Annotated in this window: 17 protein-coding genes; 13 read left to right on the top strand and 4 right to left on the bottom strand. The window is 58.8% G+C overall.

Annotated elements, in window-relative coordinates:
- Window positions 1-136: 136 nt before the first annotated feature.
- On the top strand, window positions 137-370 hold the full coding sequence (locus tag WG899_RS22345; RefSeq protein WP_444718833.1) for an integrase core domain-containing protein: 234 nt from the start codon (window positions 137-139) through the stop codon (window positions 368-370).
- The gene (locus tag WG899_RS22340; RefSeq protein WP_444718832.1) at window positions 294-458 is read left to right on the top strand and encodes an integrase core domain-containing protein; all 165 of its coding nucleotides are present in this window, start codon (window positions 294-296) and stop codon (window positions 456-458) included. The genes WG899_RS22345 and WG899_RS22340 overlap by 77 nt, the downstream gene beginning before the upstream one ends.
- 9 nt (window positions 459-467) lie before the next feature.
- Here WG899_RS22340 and WG899_RS09650 read toward each other — a convergent pair whose 3' ends face one another.
- Window positions 468-1,577, bottom strand: coding sequence for a Wzz/FepE/Etk N-terminal domain-containing protein (locus tag WG899_RS09650; RefSeq protein ID WP_339595416.1), 1,110 nt, complete (start codon window positions 1,575-1,577; stop codon window positions 468-470).
- Window positions 1,578-1,608: 31 nt separating this feature from the next.
- Window positions 1,609-3,525, bottom strand: a complete 1,917-nt coding sequence (locus tag WG899_RS09645; protein ID WP_339595415.1) for an SLBB domain-containing protein — start codon at window positions 3,523-3,525, stop codon at window positions 1,609-1,611.
- A gap of 195 nt (window positions 3,526-3,720) precedes the next feature.
- Between WG899_RS09645 and WG899_RS09640 the strand changes: the two genes are divergently transcribed.
- Both WG899_RS09640 and WG899_RS09635 read left to right on the top strand, forming a co-directional pair.
- Complete coding sequence (locus tag WG899_RS09640; RefSeq protein ID WP_339595414.1) at window positions 3,721-4,869, top strand: MraY family glycosyltransferase; 1,149 nt, start codon at window positions 3,721-3,723, stop codon at window positions 4,867-4,869.
- A gap of 27 nt (window positions 4,870-4,896) precedes the next feature.
- The gene (locus tag WG899_RS09635) at window positions 4,897-6,396 is read left to right on the top strand and encodes a DEAD/DEAH box helicase (protein ID WP_339595413.1); all 1,500 of its coding nucleotides are present in this window, start codon (window positions 4,897-4,899) and stop codon (window positions 6,394-6,396) included.
- A 33-nt stretch (window positions 6,397-6,429) separates the two neighbouring features.
- On the opposite strand, the gene WG899_RS09630 is transcribed toward WG899_RS09635, so the two are convergent.
- A complete protein-coding gene (locus tag WG899_RS09630) occupies window positions 6,430-7,200 on the bottom strand; it encodes an SAM-dependent methyltransferase (RefSeq protein ID WP_339595412.1) in 771 nt (256 codons plus the stop codon).
- Window positions 7,197-7,820 (bottom strand): Maf family nucleotide pyrophosphatase, encoded by a 624-nt coding sequence (locus WG899_RS09625; RefSeq protein ID WP_339595411.1) that lies wholly within the window; start codon window positions 7,818-7,820, stop codon window positions 7,197-7,199. Before WG899_RS09625 ends, WG899_RS09630 begins: the two co-directional genes overlap by 4 nt.
- A 73-nt stretch (window positions 7,821-7,893) precedes the next feature.
- Between WG899_RS09625 and WG899_RS09620 the strand changes: the two genes are divergently transcribed.
- From WG899_RS09620 to WG899_RS09580, 9 genes are all read left to right on the top strand, one after another.
- Window positions 7,894-8,463 (top strand): YceD family protein, encoded by a 570-nt coding sequence (locus WG899_RS09620; protein ID WP_339595410.1) that lies wholly within the window; start codon window positions 7,894-7,896, stop codon window positions 8,461-8,463.
- Window positions 8,464-8,765: 302 nt separating this feature from the next.
- Window positions 8,766-8,951 carry a 50S ribosomal protein L32 gene (rpmF, locus tag WG899_RS09615; RefSeq protein WP_339595409.1) on the top strand — a complete coding sequence of 62 codons (186 nt, stop codon included), beginning with the start codon at window positions 8,766-8,768 and terminating at the stop codon, window positions 8,949-8,951.
- 265 nt (window positions 8,952-9,216) lie between these two features.
- Window positions 9,217-10,314 carry a phosphate acyltransferase PlsX gene (gene plsX, locus WG899_RS09610; protein WP_339595426.1) on the top strand — a complete coding sequence of 366 codons (1,098 nt, stop codon included), beginning with the start codon at window positions 9,217-9,219 and terminating at the stop codon, window positions 10,312-10,314.
- 29 nt (window positions 10,315-10,343) lie between these two features.
- Complete coding sequence (locus tag WG899_RS09605) at window positions 10,344-11,321, top strand: beta-ketoacyl-ACP synthase III (RefSeq protein WP_339595425.1); 978 nt, start codon at window positions 10,344-10,346, stop codon at window positions 11,319-11,321.
- A gap of 50 nt (window positions 11,322-11,371) precedes the next feature.
- A complete protein-coding gene (gene fabD / locus WG899_RS09600) occupies window positions 11,372-12,313 on the top strand; it encodes an ACP S-malonyltransferase (RefSeq protein WP_339595408.1) in 942 nt (313 codons plus the stop codon).
- A gap of 16 nt (window positions 12,314-12,329) precedes the next feature.
- Window positions 12,330-13,079 carry a 3-oxoacyl-ACP reductase FabG gene (gene fabG, locus WG899_RS09595; protein ID WP_339595407.1) on the top strand — a complete coding sequence of 250 codons (750 nt, stop codon included), beginning with the start codon at window positions 12,330-12,332 and terminating at the stop codon, window positions 13,077-13,079.
- 155 nt (window positions 13,080-13,234) lie between these two features.
- A complete protein-coding gene (gene acpP, locus WG899_RS09590; protein ID WP_263537748.1) occupies window positions 13,235-13,474 on the top strand; it encodes an acyl carrier protein in 240 nt (79 codons plus the stop codon).
- Window positions 13,475-13,521: 47 nt separating this feature from the next.
- Complete coding sequence (gene fabF / locus WG899_RS09585) at window positions 13,522-14,769, top strand: beta-ketoacyl-ACP synthase II (RefSeq protein WP_339595406.1); 1,248 nt, start codon at window positions 13,522-13,524, stop codon at window positions 14,767-14,769.
- Window positions 14,770-15,508: 739 nt separating this feature from the next.
- A complete protein-coding gene (locus WG899_RS09580) occupies window positions 15,509-16,996 on the top strand; it encodes a DegQ family serine endoprotease (protein WP_339595405.1) in 1,488 nt (495 codons plus the stop codon).
- Window positions 16,997-17,224 lie beyond the last annotated feature (228 nt).

Below are 17,224 nucleotides of genomic sequence, written 5' to 3'. Positions count from 1 at the left end.
CCGAACCCTCAACGTCATCGACGAAGCCAATCGCGAGGCCCTGGCGATCCAGGTGGCCCAATCACTGCCGGCTTCGATGTTGATTCGAACGATGGACCGTCTGGTGGATTGGTAAGGTACGCCGCAGTCGATTCGCATGGACAACGGCCCCGAGATGAGCAGCCATGACTTCGTCGAATGGGCCCAGCGCAAAGGTATTGCCTTGAACTACATCGAGCCTGGCGAGCCGAACCAGAACGCGTACATCGAACGGTTCAACCGGACATTCCGAACGGAATGTGCTCGACGCCTACATGTTCAGTTCCATCGAACAAGTCCAAGCCATCACCGACGATTGGCTGACCCAATACAACGAGTACCGACCACATGACGCACTTGGGGGCGTACCCCTCAAGCAGTTCATGCCCAGATTGATCATCACAACCGCCGCAAACTCTAGAAATCAACTGTCTTCTTGACAGGGGAGCTTACGGAGCAAGCTTACGGCGTTGCCGAGTAAGGATGTTTGTTTTTATGATGAAAATTGAACTCACAATGCTTCCAAGCATAAATGCAATTGCGGTAATGATAGATCGTCTCGGCTTGCTTCTTTTTTCGGGTATCGTGGCAATGTCGAGCACTTGTATGATGGTGCCTTCGCGAGCTTCATCCATTTTGGCAATTTCGAATTGCCTTGAGTATATTTCAAGTAGTGCCTCTTGATATCGATAGTCTCGATATGCACTGATGTAGTCTTGATTCGATTGCGCCAATGCCGGAAACTCAAAGCTGTTTAATACCGACTTGAGTTGACTGTTTACGGCCAATTGTTGTTGTACTTCCGTGGATTGTTCCGTAAAACGAGAGCGTAGGGCGTTTAGTTTGACCTCCGAAGCGGTTAGCTCTGCTTTTGACTTGGCGTAAGCTTCTGCGGCTGCTTTGGGTTCGTTTTTTAGTGCGCCGGGGTTGAATCCAGTTTGTTGAAGGTTTACTAAAGAGGTTTTTAGCGCTGCTCTTGTTTCTTTAAGACTTGCCTCAAAGAACTTTCTACGAATTTGGGCTTCAGTTAAGGATAGGGAGTTTGTTAGCTTCCTTAATTCTTCGATATAGGAATTTGTGATGTCTGCTGCTCGGCTTGGGTCGTTGTCGTCTACTTCGATTGAAATTATGTTGTCCTTCTTGCCGGCGCTAATCTGGACCTGGGAGGCAAGTTGTTTGCGTGCGTCGACTTTGTATTTCACGCCGTAAACTTCAATCAAATTAAATTTTTCGATAATTCGATTGGATATGTTGGCGCTTTGCATTAGTGAGACATACTGGTCAGCTGGACTTTTGATGCCAGCGGCAGCTCCGGCTAGCCCGGATAGTGCGCCCAGCGAAGCCAGTGCCGCTGATGCTGAATTTTGCTGCTGCTGTGGGCTAATGAATGTAGCCTTTGCGGTAAAAGTTGGCTTGATTAGAAAGCTGCCGCCGTAGCCAAAAGCGCCTGCGGCAAGGGATGCCGCGAGTAGTAACTTCCATTTTTCCGCCAATACTATAACTGCAGCACTCGAGCTGAGTTTGCTGTCTTCGAGCGGGTGTTCGATTGGTGTGCTCATTTTTGATTGGATTTTTGCGTCAATCGATTTTTCAATTTTTCAAAGTCTTAATTGCGGCTGCGCCCAGGCTAAATTGATAGATGATTTGAGCCCAATCTTTAGCTTCTTGTATAAAGGTTGTCTTATTCATCTCTTCCGGTACGATTACGGTGTCGCCCGGAATTGCAGTCACGCCATCAAGCGTGCCACCGGCAAGCAACCAGCCTGATTTCTGACGGGCGCTGACTACGCTGCCATTGGCGCGTAGAACGAAAATGCTGTTGGTGTCAGCTCCTCGGGTGGGGCCGCCGGCGAGCTTCAAGAAGTCGTTGACCGAGTTTCCATCGCTGTACAGATAGCTGCCGCCGTTGAACACGCTGCCAAAGACACCGATGGTTCTTGGCGTTGCGGGGATCAGAAGGCGATCGCCGTCCTCCACGGCCAGTTCGGGTAGCGTTTTGGCGGAGGGGTTCAGCTGCAAAACAATCCGGCCTGTGGGTTTGACTGCGCGCAGGCGCTGAATCAGCTGGTTGGAGCCTTGTGCTTTGGCTGCTTGTGCGGAAGCTTCTTCGGCATTGGCGGTGCGTTGAGAAGCGTTGCTGCGAGCGAACTCGGTCTCCATATCGCGCAGCGCGCGTTCGTAGTTTTCTTGCTGAGACAGGCGAGTGCTTTCGCGGCTGAACTCGGTGCCGAAAACATAGGCATCGGGCGTCAAGCCGCCGGCGGCGCGGATGGCGTCAGTCAGGCTGCTGTTGGCCGGGAGGATGAATTCTCCTGGGCGTTGGACTTCACCTTCGATCTTGACTCGCTTGCTTTGTTTGTGTTGTGGCAATGAGGCGTCAACGGCACTGAAGGCGCGCAAAAGGTCGCCGTCGCGGGGCTTTAGCTTGGCTTGCAGCGGCAGGCTCAATTCGGTGATGCGTGCGTCGGTGCGGGCATCCAGGTGTTCGACGGTGAAGCGGCTGCGGTCGGCAACTGCAGTGAAGCCGCCCGCCATGGCGAGTACGTCTTCCAGTGTGTCTTGTGGTTGGAGCTCAAAAATGGCGGGCTTGTTGACGCTGCCGATGAGGGCGACCTGCGGGCCGACGGCGCCAATATGGATAACGTCCTCGGCTTGCAGTGCGCGGTCGGCGGTTTTGTCGCCTTTGATCAGCAACTCGTAAAAGTCGAAGTTGCTGATGGTTTTGCCATTGCGGCGCAACTCGATCTGGCGGAAGCTGCCGGCAGAAGAAGGGCCGCCGGCCTGCATCAGTGCGTTGACCAAGGTCGCGAGGCTGCTGACCGTGTAGGCGCCCGGGCGTTGGGTAAAGCCAGTGATGTAAACGCGAATGCTGCGCAGTTTGCCCAGCGATGCGCTGAGTTTGTAGTTGCGGAAGACTTGGTTAACGCGTTGCTCAATCGCTGCATTGAGATCGGCGTAGCGTATACCGGCCAACAACACTGGGCCAACGCGCGGAATGGTGATGCGCCCGCTGCGGTCTACCGTGAGTCGCAGGTCTGCATCAACTGAGCCCCAAAGGGTGACCAAGATTTCGTCACCAACGTTGATAAGATAATCCTGCGGGATTTGGGTGCTGGCTTCTTGGCGCAGATGGCCGGCGCTCATTAACTCCGAACCGAATCGGCGAATGGATTCGCCGTTGGCTCCTGCCGCGCGCTGCGCGTAGCGCTCGAACTCGCTTGGCGAGTACGCCGTCGACTGGGTCCCCAAGCGAGATGCATTTTCTTCAGAACGAGGTGTTGACTCGTCCATTAAACCGTCGGACGCCGCTCGAGGCGTGGTTTGTTGAAGGCGAATGGCTCCGATAGTTTCGGTCTTGCTGCCGTCTTGGCTGTCGGCCGCAACCGCAGGAATGATTGGGTAGGTCATCAGCAGCAACAGTGACTGAGCCAGTGCTGTAGACAAGCGCCCGGCGGTCAGATGCTTGTTGAGTTTGACTTGGCGGCTCGATTGCAAATCATCGGCCATTGCGAGTTTTTGTTGTTTGCAGACCACTGACATTCCTCGGTCGTGTGTTCGTAATTCTCTCTATGGACATAAGCGCTCATCGCGTGTGAGGCCATGTCCCCGTGCAGGCTGGGAAGCATTCTAGCGGGGCTTTGATGGGTCTTTTGGTCGCCCGATGCCCAAGGTGTGGTTCGAGACCCTCGCTACACTGCCGCCATGCTGTATTTCATTGCTTCTTTTCTGGTGGCTGCCGTTGTCACGCTTTGGGTGGTGCATTCCGCCAGTATTCACGGGCATTTGTCGGCCGATGGCGACTTGAGTGGCCCACAAAAGTTTCATTCCAAAGTGGTGCCTCGCATCGGTGGGGTTGGCATGTATGCCGGCCTGTTGTGTACTGCGGGCTTGGTGTGGTGGCGAGGCTCGGACCATGCGCATTTGGGTTTGATGCTTTTGCTATGCGGTCTGCCTGCCTTTGCGACGGGTTTGGTTGAGGACTTCACCAAAAAGGTTTCACCTGGCAAGCGTTTGTTGGCGACCGCGGTTTCTGCCGTGTTGGCGTTTTGGTTGATCAATGCGCGAATCACCAATACCGGTATTCCGGGCCTAGATTTTTTGGTCTCTACTTCGGCTGGGGCCTTGTTTGCGACGGCCCTCGTGGTTGCCGGCGTGGCCAACGCAGTCAACATCATTGACGGGTTCAATGGCCTGTCTTCGATGTGTGTCTGCCTGATGCTGCTGGCTTTTGCCTATGTTGCCCACCAAGTTGGCGACGTCGAGTTGACGCTTTGGGCCTTGGCAGGCGTTGGTGCCGTTCTTGGCTTCTTTGTTTGGAACTTTCCGGCGGGCATGATCTTTCTCGGCGATGGCGGAGCTTATTTCTTGGGTTTTATGGTCGCAGAGATCGGCATTCTGTTGATCGCTCGGCACCCCGAGGTGTCTCCGCTGTTTGCGCTGATGGTGTGCAGCTATCCTGTGTTTGAGACGCTGTTCTCAATTTATCGCCGGCGCTTCATCCGCGCTACGCCGCCAGGACTGCCTGATGGCATTCATTTGCACTCCCTGATCTACCGCCGCCTGATGCGCTGGACCGTCGGTGCCCGCGATGCACGTGCGATGACCCGCCGCAACTCAATGACCGCACCCTATCTTTGGATGCTGTGTATCTTCTCGCTGGCGCCCGCTCTGCTTTTCTGGGACTCGACCCCGATGATGGCTCTGTGCATGGTGCTCTTTGGTCTGGTTTATGTGGGCTTGTACTGGCGCATCGTGCGTTTCCGTACGCCGCGCTGGATGCATGCCAAGCGCGAGTTGGTCAGCCGTGTTGCGGAGATCGATAAGGTCCGCAGTTCGGGTAATCCCAAGTAAATGGCGGGGATGGCGGATAATCGGGGGATGACCGACACCCAAACCACGCCCGCCGCGCCTGAAGCAGCCCCCGCACGCTTTGACACACTGCCTCTTGACGCCAAGCTGTTGCGGGCGGTAGCCGACTCCGGCTACGCCACCATGACGCCTATTCAAGCCAAAGCGATTCCTATCGTTTTGGACGGGCGCGATGTGATGGGTGCCGCCCAGACCGGGACGGGCAAAACGGCTGCGTTTTCCATTCCGCTGCTGCAGCGCATGCTCAAGCATGAGAACGCCAGCGCCTCGCCGGCGCGGCATCCGGTGCGTGCGCTGGTCTTGGCGCCAACGCGCGAGTTGGCTGACCAAGTGGCAAACAACATCAAGGCTTATGCCAAGCATACGAATCTGCGGGTGACCGTGGTTTTCGGTGGCATCGACATGAAGCCGCAAACCCTGGTGCTGAAGGGTGGCGTTGAGGTCTTGATTGCAACGCCTGGTCGCCTGCTCGATCACATTGAAGCCAAGAATTGCGTCTTGAATCAGGTGGAGTATGTGGTGCTGGATGAGGCCGATCGCATGCTTGACATCGGCTTCTTGCCGGACCTGCAGCGCATCTTGAGCTATCTGCCCAAGCAACGCCAGACCTTGCTGTTCTCGGCCACGTTCTCGCCCGAGATCAAGCGCCTGGCTCAAAGCTATCTGCAAGACCCGCTATTGGTTGAAGTGGCTCGTCCGAATGCGACCGCCGCCAACGTGGAGCAACTGTTTTACAGCGTGACCGACGATGACAAGCGGGCGGTGGTGACTCAGATCTTGCGCCAGCGGGCTATCACCCAGGCGATTGTGTTTGTGAATTCCAAGTTAGGCGCGGCGCGTCTGGCTCGATCCTTTGAGCGTGATGGCTTGCGCACGGCTGCTCTGCATGGCGACAAGTCGCAGGACGAGCGACTGAAGTCGCTGGAGGCCTTCAAGCGCGGCGAAGTGGACCTGCTGGTGGCGACCGATGTGGCTGCTCGTGGTCTGGACATCGCCGATTTGCCAGCGGTGTTCAATTTTGATGTGCCCTTCAATGCGGAGGACTATGTCCATCGCATTGGGCGGACGGGACGTGCTGGTGCTTCCGGTATTGCGGTAACGCTGGTGACGCGTTCCGATGCGCGGCTGATTGCCGACCTTGAGAAGCTCACCAAGCGGACCATTGAATTGGACGCCTTCGAATTGGAGGATGCGCGGCGCGCTCGACCTGAGCGTGCCCCGCGGCGCGAATGGGAAGATCGCTCAAGTCATTCGGAACGCGCTGAGCCACCGGTCGGGCGTGCTGAGGCGGTTGCGGCGCCACGGCCTAGTTATCGGGCACCCGCTCGTGATGCGTTTTTCGACAAACCCTACGAAGCCAGCGCCAGTGCAGAACTGCCAGCCTGGGACAAGGGTGCGACCGGCAATGCCGCCGCCGCGCCGCGCGGGGTGTCCAGCAATATCAAGCCCAAGCGCAAGGTGGCAGCCTTGTTTGGCGCCAAGGTCCCGGCCTCCTCCTTGGAGTCCTGAGTCCACCCTGGGAGGGGTGGGCTTGGTGGTCAATCAGCCTAGAAAAGCGAACACGGCCGGCACCTTGTCCTGCATCGATTCGCCAGAGCTGCGCCATTGTTCGACGCTGGCGCTTCGAGTCCAACCTTGCTCCAGGCTCAGGCCGCAGCTGATCGACAAGCGTGTCTGCGGCTTGAGGCTGCTCAGTAGCGCGTGCAGCAGGGCCGAGTTGCGGTAGGGCGTTTCAATCACCAGTTGTGTCTGTTGCTGGCGTGCGGACAGGGCTTCCAGTTCCCGGATGCGCGCTGTGCGGGCGGGCGCATCCACCGGCAGGTAGCCGACGAATGCAAAGCTTTGCCCGTTCAGTCCGCTGGCGGACAAGGCCATCAACAGGGCGCTGGGGCCGCTCAGCGGTATGACTTCAATGTCTGCGTCATGGGCCGCGGCCACCAGCAGCGCGCCTGGGTCGGCCACGGCGGGCAGGCCGGCCTCCGAGATCAATCCGATGTCATGCCCAGCGTGTGCGGGTTCGAGCAGCTTTTGCCATGCCTGATTTTGCCCGGCAGCGTCCAGGTGGGCGCGGCCCTTGGGTGGGCGAGGGAGTTCGGAGATCTGCAGGCTTTGCAGGGGTTGGCTCAAGGGGGCGATCGCATCGACTCGCTTCAGGAATGAGCGCGTGGTCTTGGCATTCTCGGCAGCCCAGTAGTTGAGGCGGGCGGCGGTCTGAAGGACATGCAGCGGCAGCACCTGCTGGAGGTCGACGGCCGCACCTTCAACGCCAAAATCCAGGCTGTTGGGGATCAAGTAGAGACGACCTTTTTTCATGCCATTGCTCCTTGCTGAGTGCGCTGCAAGGGGTCGAGGCCGGCGCGGCGGAGCATTTCGCAGGTGCGAATCAAGGGCAGGCCGATCAGGGCGGTGGGGTCGTCGGATTCAATCGCCTCCAGCAGACTGATGCCGAGCCCTTCGGACTTGGCGCTGCCGGCACAGTCATAGGGCTGCTCGGCCAGCAAATAACTTTCTATTTCGGCGGCAGACAGGGTTCGAAAGCGGGTGCGGATCACGGCGGTATCTTCTGCGACAAAACCGCTCTCTGCGCACACCACTGCCAGTGCCGTATGGAACACCACGGTTTGTCCGCTCATGGCTTGCAGTTGCAAGACGGCCCGCTCATGGTTGCCGGGCTTGCCCAGTGATGTGCCGTTCAGGTCGGCTACTTGATCTGAGCCAATCACGATGGCTTGTGGGTGCTGCTTCGCAATAGCTTGTGCTTTGGCCAGGGCCAAGCGACGCGCCACTTCTGCAGGCGCTTCCTGCGCAAGAGGGGTCTCATCGACGTTCGGGGCGCAGACCTCAAAGGGCAGTCGCAGGCGTTCAAGCAGTTCGCGTCGATAGCGTGAAGTCGAGCCCAGAATCAATGGGCGAGGGGAATGGGTGTTGTGCATGTGGGGATTTTCGCATTGCCGCGCTGCAGGGTGGAGTGGTGTTGGCATTGCCTGCGCCTCTACACTTGAGCCCATGAAAGAACATCAATATTTCCCGGACAAGCTCGATGTCGCCGCCTTTGCGCGTGACGCGGCCGAGTTGAGTGGCGAGATCGCGGCGGTCAAGTTGGCGCGTGTCGCCGATGCGGCGGCTCCTGAGGCGCCAGCGAATCAATGGCCAGCGGTGAGTTGGCGCATCCAGGGTGAAAGGCGCGAGGCGCGCGGGGCCGAGGCGCAGACTTGGTTGCATTTGGAGGCGTCTGCCCTGGTGCGACTGACTTGTCAGCGTTGCCTGCAGCCTGTGGATGTGCCGATTCAGTTGTCGCATGCCTATCGCTTCGTCAAGGATGAGGCTGAAGCGCTGAGTATTGATGCTGAAAGCGAAGAGGACTTGCTGGTCTTGAGTCGTAGCCTCGATGTCATCGAGGTGTTGGAGGATGAGTTGCTCTTGTCCTTGCCGTTGGTGCCTCGCCATGACGTTTGCCCGCAGCCCTTGGTTGCTCCTGTGGATCCGGCCTTGCAAGAGGGGGCTCCGGCGGATGAGCGGCCTCATCCTTTTGCTGCTTTGGCGGCCTTGAAAAAGCAGCAGGGGCCTAAGCAGTAGGCGCGCGGTGGATGTGATTTGGGAGTTTTGAGCTTGCGTGCTACAATCTCGGGCTTTCCCCGGTTCGAGAATCAAAGTGGCATGTCGCAAGACTGGGTGGGCTCTAGGCTAAGTCTTAAGGGTCACTCGGGTAAGCAGGCAGCTGGCGCATGGTGCGCATGAAGCTCGTGACGCTTGAATAAATAGCAATCGCGGCGCCCGGGGTGTAAGGGCCGCAAATGCGGTAGGTGTCTGTCACTCGATTCGCTCGAGACGGCACTGGCCGCAAAGCCCCTCAATCACCGGAGCCTTAGGAGAATTTCATGGCCGTTCAGCAAAACAAAAAGTCCCCTTCCAAGCGTGGCATGCACCGTTCGCACAATGCCCTGGTTACACCGGGCACCGCGATCGAGCCGACAACGGGTGAAATTCACCTGCGTCACCACATCAGCCCCACTGGCTTCTACCGCGGCCGCAAGGTCCTGAAGACCAAGGCTGACGCTTCCTGATAGATTTCAGCTTCTGCGCCGCCCTTGGGTGGCGCGCTGCTTTGATCCGCCACGGCTCACAAATTCCCGGCCTGTACCTTGTTGCAGAGCCGGGTTTTTGTGTTCTAGTGGCGCGTTTGTGGTGTTGTTTGGCTGGCGGTCCTGGCTTGCTTGATTCGCGTGCGAATCAAGCCGCTGTCGATCCCATTTTTGGTTTGCATTGATGTCAATTCCTGTTAACGGCACGCTTGCCTCGGCTGATGCTGTCGACCTGCCGCCGCTTGAAGTGGTGCGCTTGGCGATTGACTGCATGGGCGGCGATCATGGGCCATCGGTTACCTTGCCGGCTGTCCGGGCCTTTTTGGAGCGGCACCCGCGGGCCGAGGTGCTGCTGGTCGGTTTGCCGGATGCGCTAGCCGAAGCGGCTACCTGGCCGCGCTGCCGCATCGTGCCGGCCAGCGAGGTGGTCCAGATGGACGACCCGGTGGAGGTGGCTCTGCGTCGTAAGAAGGACTCTTCGATGCGCGTTGCCATCAATCAGCTGAAGTCGGTGGATGGCGCTGCACCTGCCGCAGACGCTTGCGTCTCCGCCGGCAATACCGGTGCGCTGATGGCGGTGTCGCGCTATTTGTTAAAGACGCTGGACGGTATCGATCGCCCAGCCATTGCCTCGGTAATGCCGAATCAAAAGGGTGGTTTCACCACGATGCTCGATCTGGGCGCGAATGTGGATTGCACGGCCGAGCATCTGCTGCAATTTGCGCTGATGGGCAGTGCTTTGGTGTCCGCCGTGGATGGTGAGCCCGAGCCTCGTGTTGGCCTCCTGAACATCGGTGAAGAGGTCATCAAGGGCAGCGAAACGATCAAGCGTGCCGGCGAGTTGCTGCGTCAGGCTGCGGCCGATGGTCAATTGAACTTCGTCGGTAACGTCGAAGGCAATGATATTTTCAAAGGCACGGTCGACCTGGTGGTCTGTGATGGCTTTGTGGGTAACGTTGCATTGAAGACGGCCGAGGGGCTGGCCACAATGATCATCACCATCATTCGCGAAGAATTTGGCCGCAATTGGCTGACGAAGGCAGCGGCAGTGATGGCAATGCCGGTGTTGAAGCGATTCAAGGGCCGGGTTGATCACCGCCGATTCAATGGCGCGGCCCTGTTGGGATTGCGCGGTTTGGTCTTCAAGAGCCATGGCTCGGCCGATCAGTTGGCTTTCGAAACTGCTTTGAACCGGGCGTATGATGCCGCCCGCAACCGGTTGCTAGACCGGGTTCATGATCGAATCATTGCCACGCTGCAGTCTAAGTCTGCCCTCACGCAGGCAGCCGGACTAGAGCAGGGTGGTTCAGGAGACAAGGCGACCCCGGTCGTTCACGCTGCATGACATCAAGCTCCCAGACTGACGGCTCCGCGCTGCCTCGCTACTCTCGCATTCTCGGTACCGGCAGTTACCTCCCTCCGAAGCGACTCAGCAATGCTGAGTTGGCGGCTCAGTTGGCCAAGGATGGGGTGGAAACCTCGGATGAATGGATCGTCGAACGGACTGGCATTCGCGCGCGGCATTTTGCTGAAGAAGGGGTGACCTCCAGCGATCTGGCCTTGCCTGCTGCCCAGTCTGCCCTGGCGGCCGCCGGCGTCACCGCCGAGCAGATCGACCTGATCATCGTCGCCACCTCAACCCCCGATGTGGTCTTTCCTTCCACCGCTTGTTTGCTGCAGCAAAAGCTCGGCGCTTTTGGTGGCGCAGCGTTTGATGTGCAGGCGGTGTGCTCCGGCTTTGTTTACGCACTGACCGTGGCTGACGCCATGATCCGCACCGGCGCGGCCAGTAAGGCGCTGGTTGTAGGCGCCGAAGTTTTTTCACGCATTCTGGATTTCAAGGACCGCACCACCTGTGTGCTGTTTGGAGACGGCGCGGGCGCCGTTGTGCTGGGCGCCAGCGACACGCCCGGAATTTTGGCCACCGAACTGCATGCCGATGGACGCCATTCGGGCATTTTGTGCGTGCCTGGTACCGTGTCCGGTGGCAAGGTCTTGGGTGACCCGCTGCTGAAGATGGATGGCCAAGCGGTCTTCAAGATGGCGGTGAGCGTGCTGGAGAAAGTGGCGCGCTCGGTGCTGGAGAAGGCAGGGCGACAGGAGTCCGATGTTGATTGGCTGATTCCGCATCAAGCCAATATTCGCATCATGCACAGCACGGCCAAGAAGATGAAGCTGCCGATGGATCGGCTGATCGTCACCGTTGATGAGCATGGCAATACTTCGGCCGCCTCGATTCCTTTGGCGCTGGATACCGCTGTGCGCGCTGGCAAAGTCAAACCGGGCGATACCGTGATGCTGGAGGGTGTGGGCGGTGGCTTCACCTGGGGCGCGGTGCTGCTGGACTTCTGAAACCCGAGGGCCGACGCTTGCTCGGCCCGTTTCGATGAGACATTGAATCGATGAGTGCAAATTTTGCTTTTGTGTTTCCGGGCCAGGGCTCGCAGGCCGTCGGTATGTTGGATGCCTGGGGTGATCATCCTGAGGTGTTGCGTACCTTGGCGGAGGCATCCGATGCCTTGGGCGAGGACATTGCGGCCTTGATCAAGTCCGGCCCGAAAGAGCAGTTGGATCTGACCACCAACACCCAGCCGGTGATGTTGACGGCCGGCATTGCTTGCTATCGTGCCTGGATCGCGGAAACCGGACTGGTGCCGGCTGCCGCCGCCGGTCATTCTTTGGGTGAGTACAGCGCCTTGGTCGCGGCGGGTGCCTTGAGCCTGGCAGACGCTTTGCCGCTGGTGCGTTTCCGAGCCCAAGCTATGCAAGAGGCGGTGCCTGTCGGTGTGGGTGCAATGGCGGCCATTCTGGGGCTTGATTCGCAGGCGGTGCGTGACGGTTGTGTAGCTGCGGCTGCAGCTGCCGGCGAGCCGGTGGAGGCCGTTAACTTCAACGATCCCAAGCAGACCGTGATCGCAGGCAGCAAGGCCGGTGTCGACAAGGCTTGCGAGATGTTGAAGGGGGCAGGCGCCAAGCGCGCACTGCTGCTGCCCGTTTCCGCCCCTTTCCATTCGAGCTTGATGAAGCCAGCTGCCGAGGCCTTGAAGACCAAATTGGCGGCGACCCAGTTTGCGCCGCTGAACTTCCCGGTGATCAATAACATCGATGTGGCGGCAGTGTCCGACGCTGAGGGTCTGCGTGATGCCTTGTATCGCCAAGCCTTTGGCCCGGTGCGTTGGGTTGAAGTCATCCAGGCTTTGAAGGCGCGAGGCCTCACCCACATCATCGAATGCGGCCCCGGCAAGGTTTTGGCCGGCATGTCCAAGCGTATTGATTCCGAAATCATTGGCACCACGGTGTTGGATCCTTCCAGCCTGTCGGATGCCCGAGCCTTGTTGGGTTGAAAAAGAAGCAAAGCATATGAGCAAGGAAGTCACCTCCACGGGCCAAGTCGCCCTCGTCACCGGCGCTAGCCGCGGTATTGGGCGTTCGATTGCGCTGACCTTGGCCGAGCAAGGCTTCGTCGTGGTCGGTACCGCCACCAGCGAAGGCGGCGCCGCTGCCATCAGCGAAGCCCTGGCCCCTCTGGGGGGCCGCGGCATGGTCTTGGATGTCAATGATGCGGCGGCCGTCGAGGCTGCCGTTGAATCGATCAACAAGGCGCATGGTGGCCTGCATGTTTTGGTGAATAACGCCGGAATTACGCGGGACACCTTGGCCATGCGTATGAAGGACGAAGACTGGGATGCCGTGCTGGACACCAATCTCAAAGCCGTCTTCCGCATGTGCCGTGCCGTCATGCGCGGCATGATGAAGCAGCGCTATGGCCGCATCATCAACATCACTTCGGTCGTGGGTGCTTCAGGCAATCCGGGTCAAGCGAATTACGCCGCCGCCAAAGCGGGTGTGGCCGGCATGACGCGCGCCTTGGCGCGCGAACTGGGCAGCCGCGGCATAACGGTCAATTGCGTGGCACCCGGTTTCATTGCCACCGACATGACCGAGGTTTTGCCCGAGGCTCAAAAGGCCGCCTTGTTGGCGCAAATTCCGGTCGGCCGCCTGGGTGAACCCCGGGAAATTGCCGATGCCGTGGCCTTCCTGGCCTCGCCGAAGGCCGCCTACATTAGCGGCACCGAACTGCATGTCAACGGTGGCATGTACATGAACTGATTTGAATTGTGATGGGAGCAATCTGCTCTCATCCACCGGATTTGCCCGGCCGGTGAAGGTTCCATGTGGTGACTTATTAAGCCCTAATTTAGGCGAGTCACTCTAGAGGCCTTAGAATCCCGGGCTGTTCCTAGCAAACCCCTCCTGGAGGAGTCATGAGCGATATCGAAGCACGTGTCAAGAAAATCATCGCCGAGCAACTCGGCGTGCCTGAAGCTGATGTGACCAATGAAAAGGCCTTCGTGGCTGATCTGGGCGCAGATTCCCTCGACACCGTGGAATTGGTGATGGCACTCGAAGACGAGTTCGGCATCGAAATCCCCGATGAAGAAGCCGAGAAGATCACCAGCGTTCAGCTGGCGATTGACTACGCCGTCAAGCACCAAAAGGCCTGAGTCAGCGTCACAGCTGTCAGGTAAACCATAACTGAACCCCTAATCGCATGAGCCGTCGTCGCGTCGTCATTACTGGACTAGGTCTGATCAGCCCTGTGGGCAACACAGTGGCCGAGGCCTGGAGCAACATCCTGGCCGGTCAGTCCGGTATTGACCGCATCACTCGCTTTGATGCCTCTGCCTTCTCCTGCCAAATCGCAGGCGAGGTGAAAGGCTTCAATGTCACGGACTACATTCCTGCCAAGGAAGCGCGGTCCATGGACACCTTCATCCATTACGGCATGGCGGCGTCCATTCAAGCGGTGCAAGATGCGGGTCTGCCGACCGGGGATCAGTTGTCGGAAGAAGAAGCCGAGCGCATTGGCGTGCTCGTGGGTTCGGGGATCGGCGGCTTGCCAATGATCGAAGAGACCCACGGCGAGCTGATGGCGCGTGGCCCACGTCGTGTGTCGCCGTTTTTCGTGCCGGCCTCGATCATCAACATGATCTCGGGTCATGTGTCCATCAAGTACGGCTTTCAAGGCCCCAACTTGGCGGTGGTGACGGCTTGCACAACCGGTTTGCACGCGATTGGCCTTGCTGGCCGCTTGATTGCGGACGGTGATGCCGATGTGATGGTTGCAGGCGGCGCGGAAGCGACCGTCTCTCCCTTGGGCGTCGGAGGCTTTGCCTCGGCGCGCGCCTTGTCGACGCGCAACGACGATCCCAAGACCGCATCCCGACCCTGGGACAAAGACCGTGATGGTTTTGTGCTGGGTGAGGGCGGTGGTGTGTTGGTGCTCGAAGAGTACGAGCATGCCAAGAAGCGCGGTGCCAAGATTTACGCCGAACTGGCTGGCTTTGGCATGGGTGCCGATGCGTACCACATGACCGCTCCCAGTGTGGACGGCCCCAAGCGTTCGATGCGAGCCGCGCTGCGTAGCGCCGGTCTCAATCCGGACCAGATCCAATACATGAACGCCCACGGCACCTCGACGCCATTGGGTGATTTGAATGAGACCAACGCCATTAAATTGGCCTTTGGTGAAGATGTGGCCAAGAACTTGGTCATCAGTTCGACCAAGTCGATGACCGGGCATTTGCTCGGCGGTGCCGGCGGCATTGAGTCGGTGTTCACGGTGCTCGCCGTGCACAATCAAGTGGCCCCGCCGACCATCAATATCTTCAATCAAGATCCGGCCTGCGATCTCGACTATTGCGCCAACCAAGCACGTGAGATGAAGATCGAGTACGCCGCCAAGAACAACTTTGGTTTCGGCGGCACCAACGGCACCTTGATCTTCAAGAAGGTCTAAGTGCCCGGGCGGGCGAATTGTTCGCCCGCTGTCTGATGGCCCTTGTCATGGCCAACTCGCGGCGTACTGCCCCAGCGTTCCAAATAGAAACTCGCCCCCAGCCTGTGCTGCAGGGGCTTGTTGCGCTGCTCGTGGGGCTGGCCGCCTTAGCCGCCTTGATCGCCGTGATGGCGCATCCGCCTACGGGCTTCTGGCTCTGGCCTGTGTTGCTGTTCGTCCCGCTTGCGGCCGCCGTGGCTTGGCGGCTATCTCGCGTCGTTCCGCGACGATTGCGATGGGATGGACAGACGTGGCTCTTGTCCTTGGCCAACAAGGCTTCTGAAGACGAAGCGGTCACCGTGCTTGTCTTGTTTGATCTTGGATATTGCTTGCTGCTGCGAGCCCAATCGTGGCGTCACGGCGCGCTGGTACGCCCTGTCTACTTGCCTTTTACACCGGCCGGGCAACCCCAATGGCCGGCCTTGCGTGCGTGCCTGTATATGGCGCGGCCTGATCGCGGAGATGGCGCGAATGGCGGCGACCGTTGAGCCTGTAATGCAGGCATGGGTGCCTCGGGTTGGTGCGTGCTGATCATGACTTTCGCTATGCTGCGCAGCGGCTGCCATCATCGTTCTCGGAGCCTGCGCCTATGCCTTGACTTGAAACTTGGCGCAGTGCCCCAAACTCGATAAGTCCTTGCGATCGATGTGTGATCGATGCGTACTCGCCGAACTTTTTTGTGAGCACCCTGAGTCAAACCATGTCATCTAAGTCTGTCTCTCTTCCTGTTGCTGCGCGGTTTTCGCGCGCCATTCTGTCGGCCGCTGTGCTGTCCTTGAGCTTGAGTTTCGTGCCCGACGTCGGTCATGCGCAGGCGCGTGAATTACCTGACTTCACCGAATTGGTCGAGCGGGTTGGCCCAGCGGTGGTGAATATCCGCACTTCTGAGCGAGTGCGCGCCGGGGCCAATGGTTCGCCCGAAATGGATGAGCAGATGCAGGAATTTCTGCGTCGCTTTGGTATCCCGCTGCCGAATCAACGGCGTGGTGCGCCGCGCGGCGGCAATGGCAATAACGGCGCCGAGGATGACCAGCCTCAGCGTCGAGGTGTCGGCTCCGGCTTTATTCTGAGCGCCGATGGTTATGTGATGACCAATGCCCACGTGGTGCAAGGCGCTGATGATGTCTGGGTCACTTTGACGGACAAGCGCGAGTTCAAGGCCAAGTTGATCGGCTCGGACCGTCGCACTGATGTGGCCGTGCTGAAGATCGAGGCCAATGCTTTGCCGGCGGTGAAGATTGGCGAGGTGAGTCGCCTCAAGGTGGGTGAGTGGGTGATGGCGATCGGCTCGCCATTCGGCTTCGACAACACGGTGACGGCCGGCATCGTCAGCGCCAAGGCACGGGACACCGGCGACTTCCTGCCCTTTATTCAAACCGACGTGGCCATCAACCCCGGTAACTCTGGCGGTCCTTTGTTGAATATGCGCGGCGAAGTGGTCGGGATCAATTCCCAGATCTACAGTCAGTCGGGTGGCTTCATGGGGATCTCGTTTGCGATCCCGATCGATGAGGCGATTCGTGTTTCCGATCAATTGCGCGGCAATGGTCGTGTGGTTCGAGGCTTCATTGGCGTCGCTCCAGATGATCTGAGTAAAGATGTGGCCGAAGCGATCGGCTTGGGCAAGCCGACCGGCGCCTTGATTCGCAGCGTGACGGCCGGAGGGGCTGCCGACAAGGCGGGCATCGAGGGCGGAGACGTGATCACCAAGTTCGACGGCAAGGTGATCGACAAGGCCAGCGATCTGCGCCGCGTTGTGGCGGCCCTGAAGCCGGGCAGCAAGGCGGTGGTGCAGGTGTTCCGCCGCGGTGCCTACAAGGACCTGAACATTGCGATCGCCGAAATGCCCGATGACGGCTCGGCGCGACGCGCAGGGGGCGATTCTTCGGAAGGCAAACCGGCCGGAGGTGCGGCTGCTCTGGGTCTGCAGGTGTCCGAGATCCCTGAGCCTCAAAAGCGCGAACTGAAGTTGCGCTCGGGCGTGCGAGTGGATGCCGCCAGCGGAGTCGCCGCACGCGCGGGCTTGCGCGAGGGGGACCTGATTCTGGCGGTGGACAACAACGAGGTCACCAGCGTCAAGCAATTCCAGGCTGTGATGAGCAAGCTGGAGAAGGCCAAGACCATCAATCTGATGGTGCGTCGCGATGAGGTGGTGAGCTTCGTCTTGTTGAAGCCTGCTGCTAAATAGGGCTTTTGGCGCCGACCTTGTTGAGGGAGGCCTCCCGGTTTAGCTGACTGAGCTGGGGGGTCTTTTCATATGGTGGATGGATCGCCGGGCGACTTGAGCCGGTATTGACCGTCAACTTTGTGCCGTTTGGTACCTTGAGGCAAGATTTGCTGTGGACAAACTTTGAGGCCAAGGCGCGATTGTTGGCTTGCTCGGATAGAATCTCGGCCTTGTAGCCTTGGTTTGCGG

The sequence above is a fragment of the Paucibacter hankyongi genome (assembly GCF_037482915.1).
GTDB lineage: Bacteria > Pseudomonadota > Gammaproteobacteria > Burkholderiales > Burkholderiaceae_C > Paucibacter_A > Paucibacter_A hankyongi.
Note: the sequence above shows the minus strand (reverse complement) of the source record. Positions and strands in the feature narration are given on the sequence as shown.

Excerpts from the sequence above, each read along its gene's own strand:
- WG899_RS09650 (WP_339595416.1), bottom strand. The coding sequence starts at position 1,577 with ATGAGCACACCAATCGAACACCCGCTCGAAGACAGCAAACTCAGCTCG.
- WG899_RS09625 (WP_339595411.1), bottom strand. The coding sequence starts at position 7,820 with ATGCACAACACCCATTCCCCTCGCCCATTGATTCTGGGCTCGACTTCA.
- fabD (WP_339595408.1), top strand. The coding sequence starts at position 11,372 with ATGAGTGCAAATTTTGCTTTTGTGTTTCCGGGCCAGGGCTCGCAGGCC.
- fabG (WP_339595407.1), top strand. The coding sequence starts at position 12,330 with ATGAGCAAGGAAGTCACCTCCACGGGCCAAGTCGCCCTCGTCACCGGC.
- WG899_RS09635 (WP_339595413.1), top strand. The coding sequence starts at position 4,897 with ATGACCGACACCCAAACCACGCCCGCCGCGCCTGAAGCAGCCCCCGCA.
- WG899_RS09620 (WP_339595410.1), top strand. The coding sequence starts at position 7,894 with ATGAAAGAACATCAATATTTCCCGGACAAGCTCGATGTCGCCGCCTTT.
- fabF (WP_339595406.1), top strand. The coding sequence starts at position 13,522 with ATGAGCCGTCGTCGCGTCGTCATTACTGGACTAGGTCTGATCAGCCCT.
- WG899_RS09630 (WP_339595412.1), bottom strand. The coding sequence starts at position 7,200 with ATGAAAAAAGGTCGTCTCTACTTGATCCCCAACAGCCTGGATTTTGGC.
- WG899_RS09580 (WP_339595405.1), top strand. The coding sequence starts at position 15,509 with ATGTCATCTAAGTCTGTCTCTCTTCCTGTTGCTGCGCGGTTTTCGCGC.
- WG899_RS09645 (WP_339595415.1), bottom strand. The coding sequence starts at position 3,525 with ATGGCCGATGATTTGCAATCGAGCCGCCAAGTCAAACTCAACAAGCAT.
- WG899_RS22345 (WP_444718833.1), top strand. The coding sequence starts at position 137 with ATGGACAACGGCCCCGAGATGAGCAGCCATGACTTCGTCGAATGGGCC.
- WG899_RS22340 (WP_444718832.1), top strand. The coding sequence starts at position 294 with ATGTTCAGTTCCATCGAACAAGTCCAAGCCATCACCGACGATTGGCTG.
- WG899_RS09640 (WP_339595414.1), top strand. The coding sequence starts at position 3,721 with ATGCTGTATTTCATTGCTTCTTTTCTGGTGGCTGCCGTTGTCACGCTT.
- rpmF (WP_339595409.1), top strand. The coding sequence starts at position 8,766 with ATGGCCGTTCAGCAAAACAAAAAGTCCCCTTCCAAGCGTGGCATGCAC.
- acpP (WP_263537748.1), top strand. The coding sequence starts at position 13,235 with ATGAGCGATATCGAAGCACGTGTCAAGAAAATCATCGCCGAGCAACTC.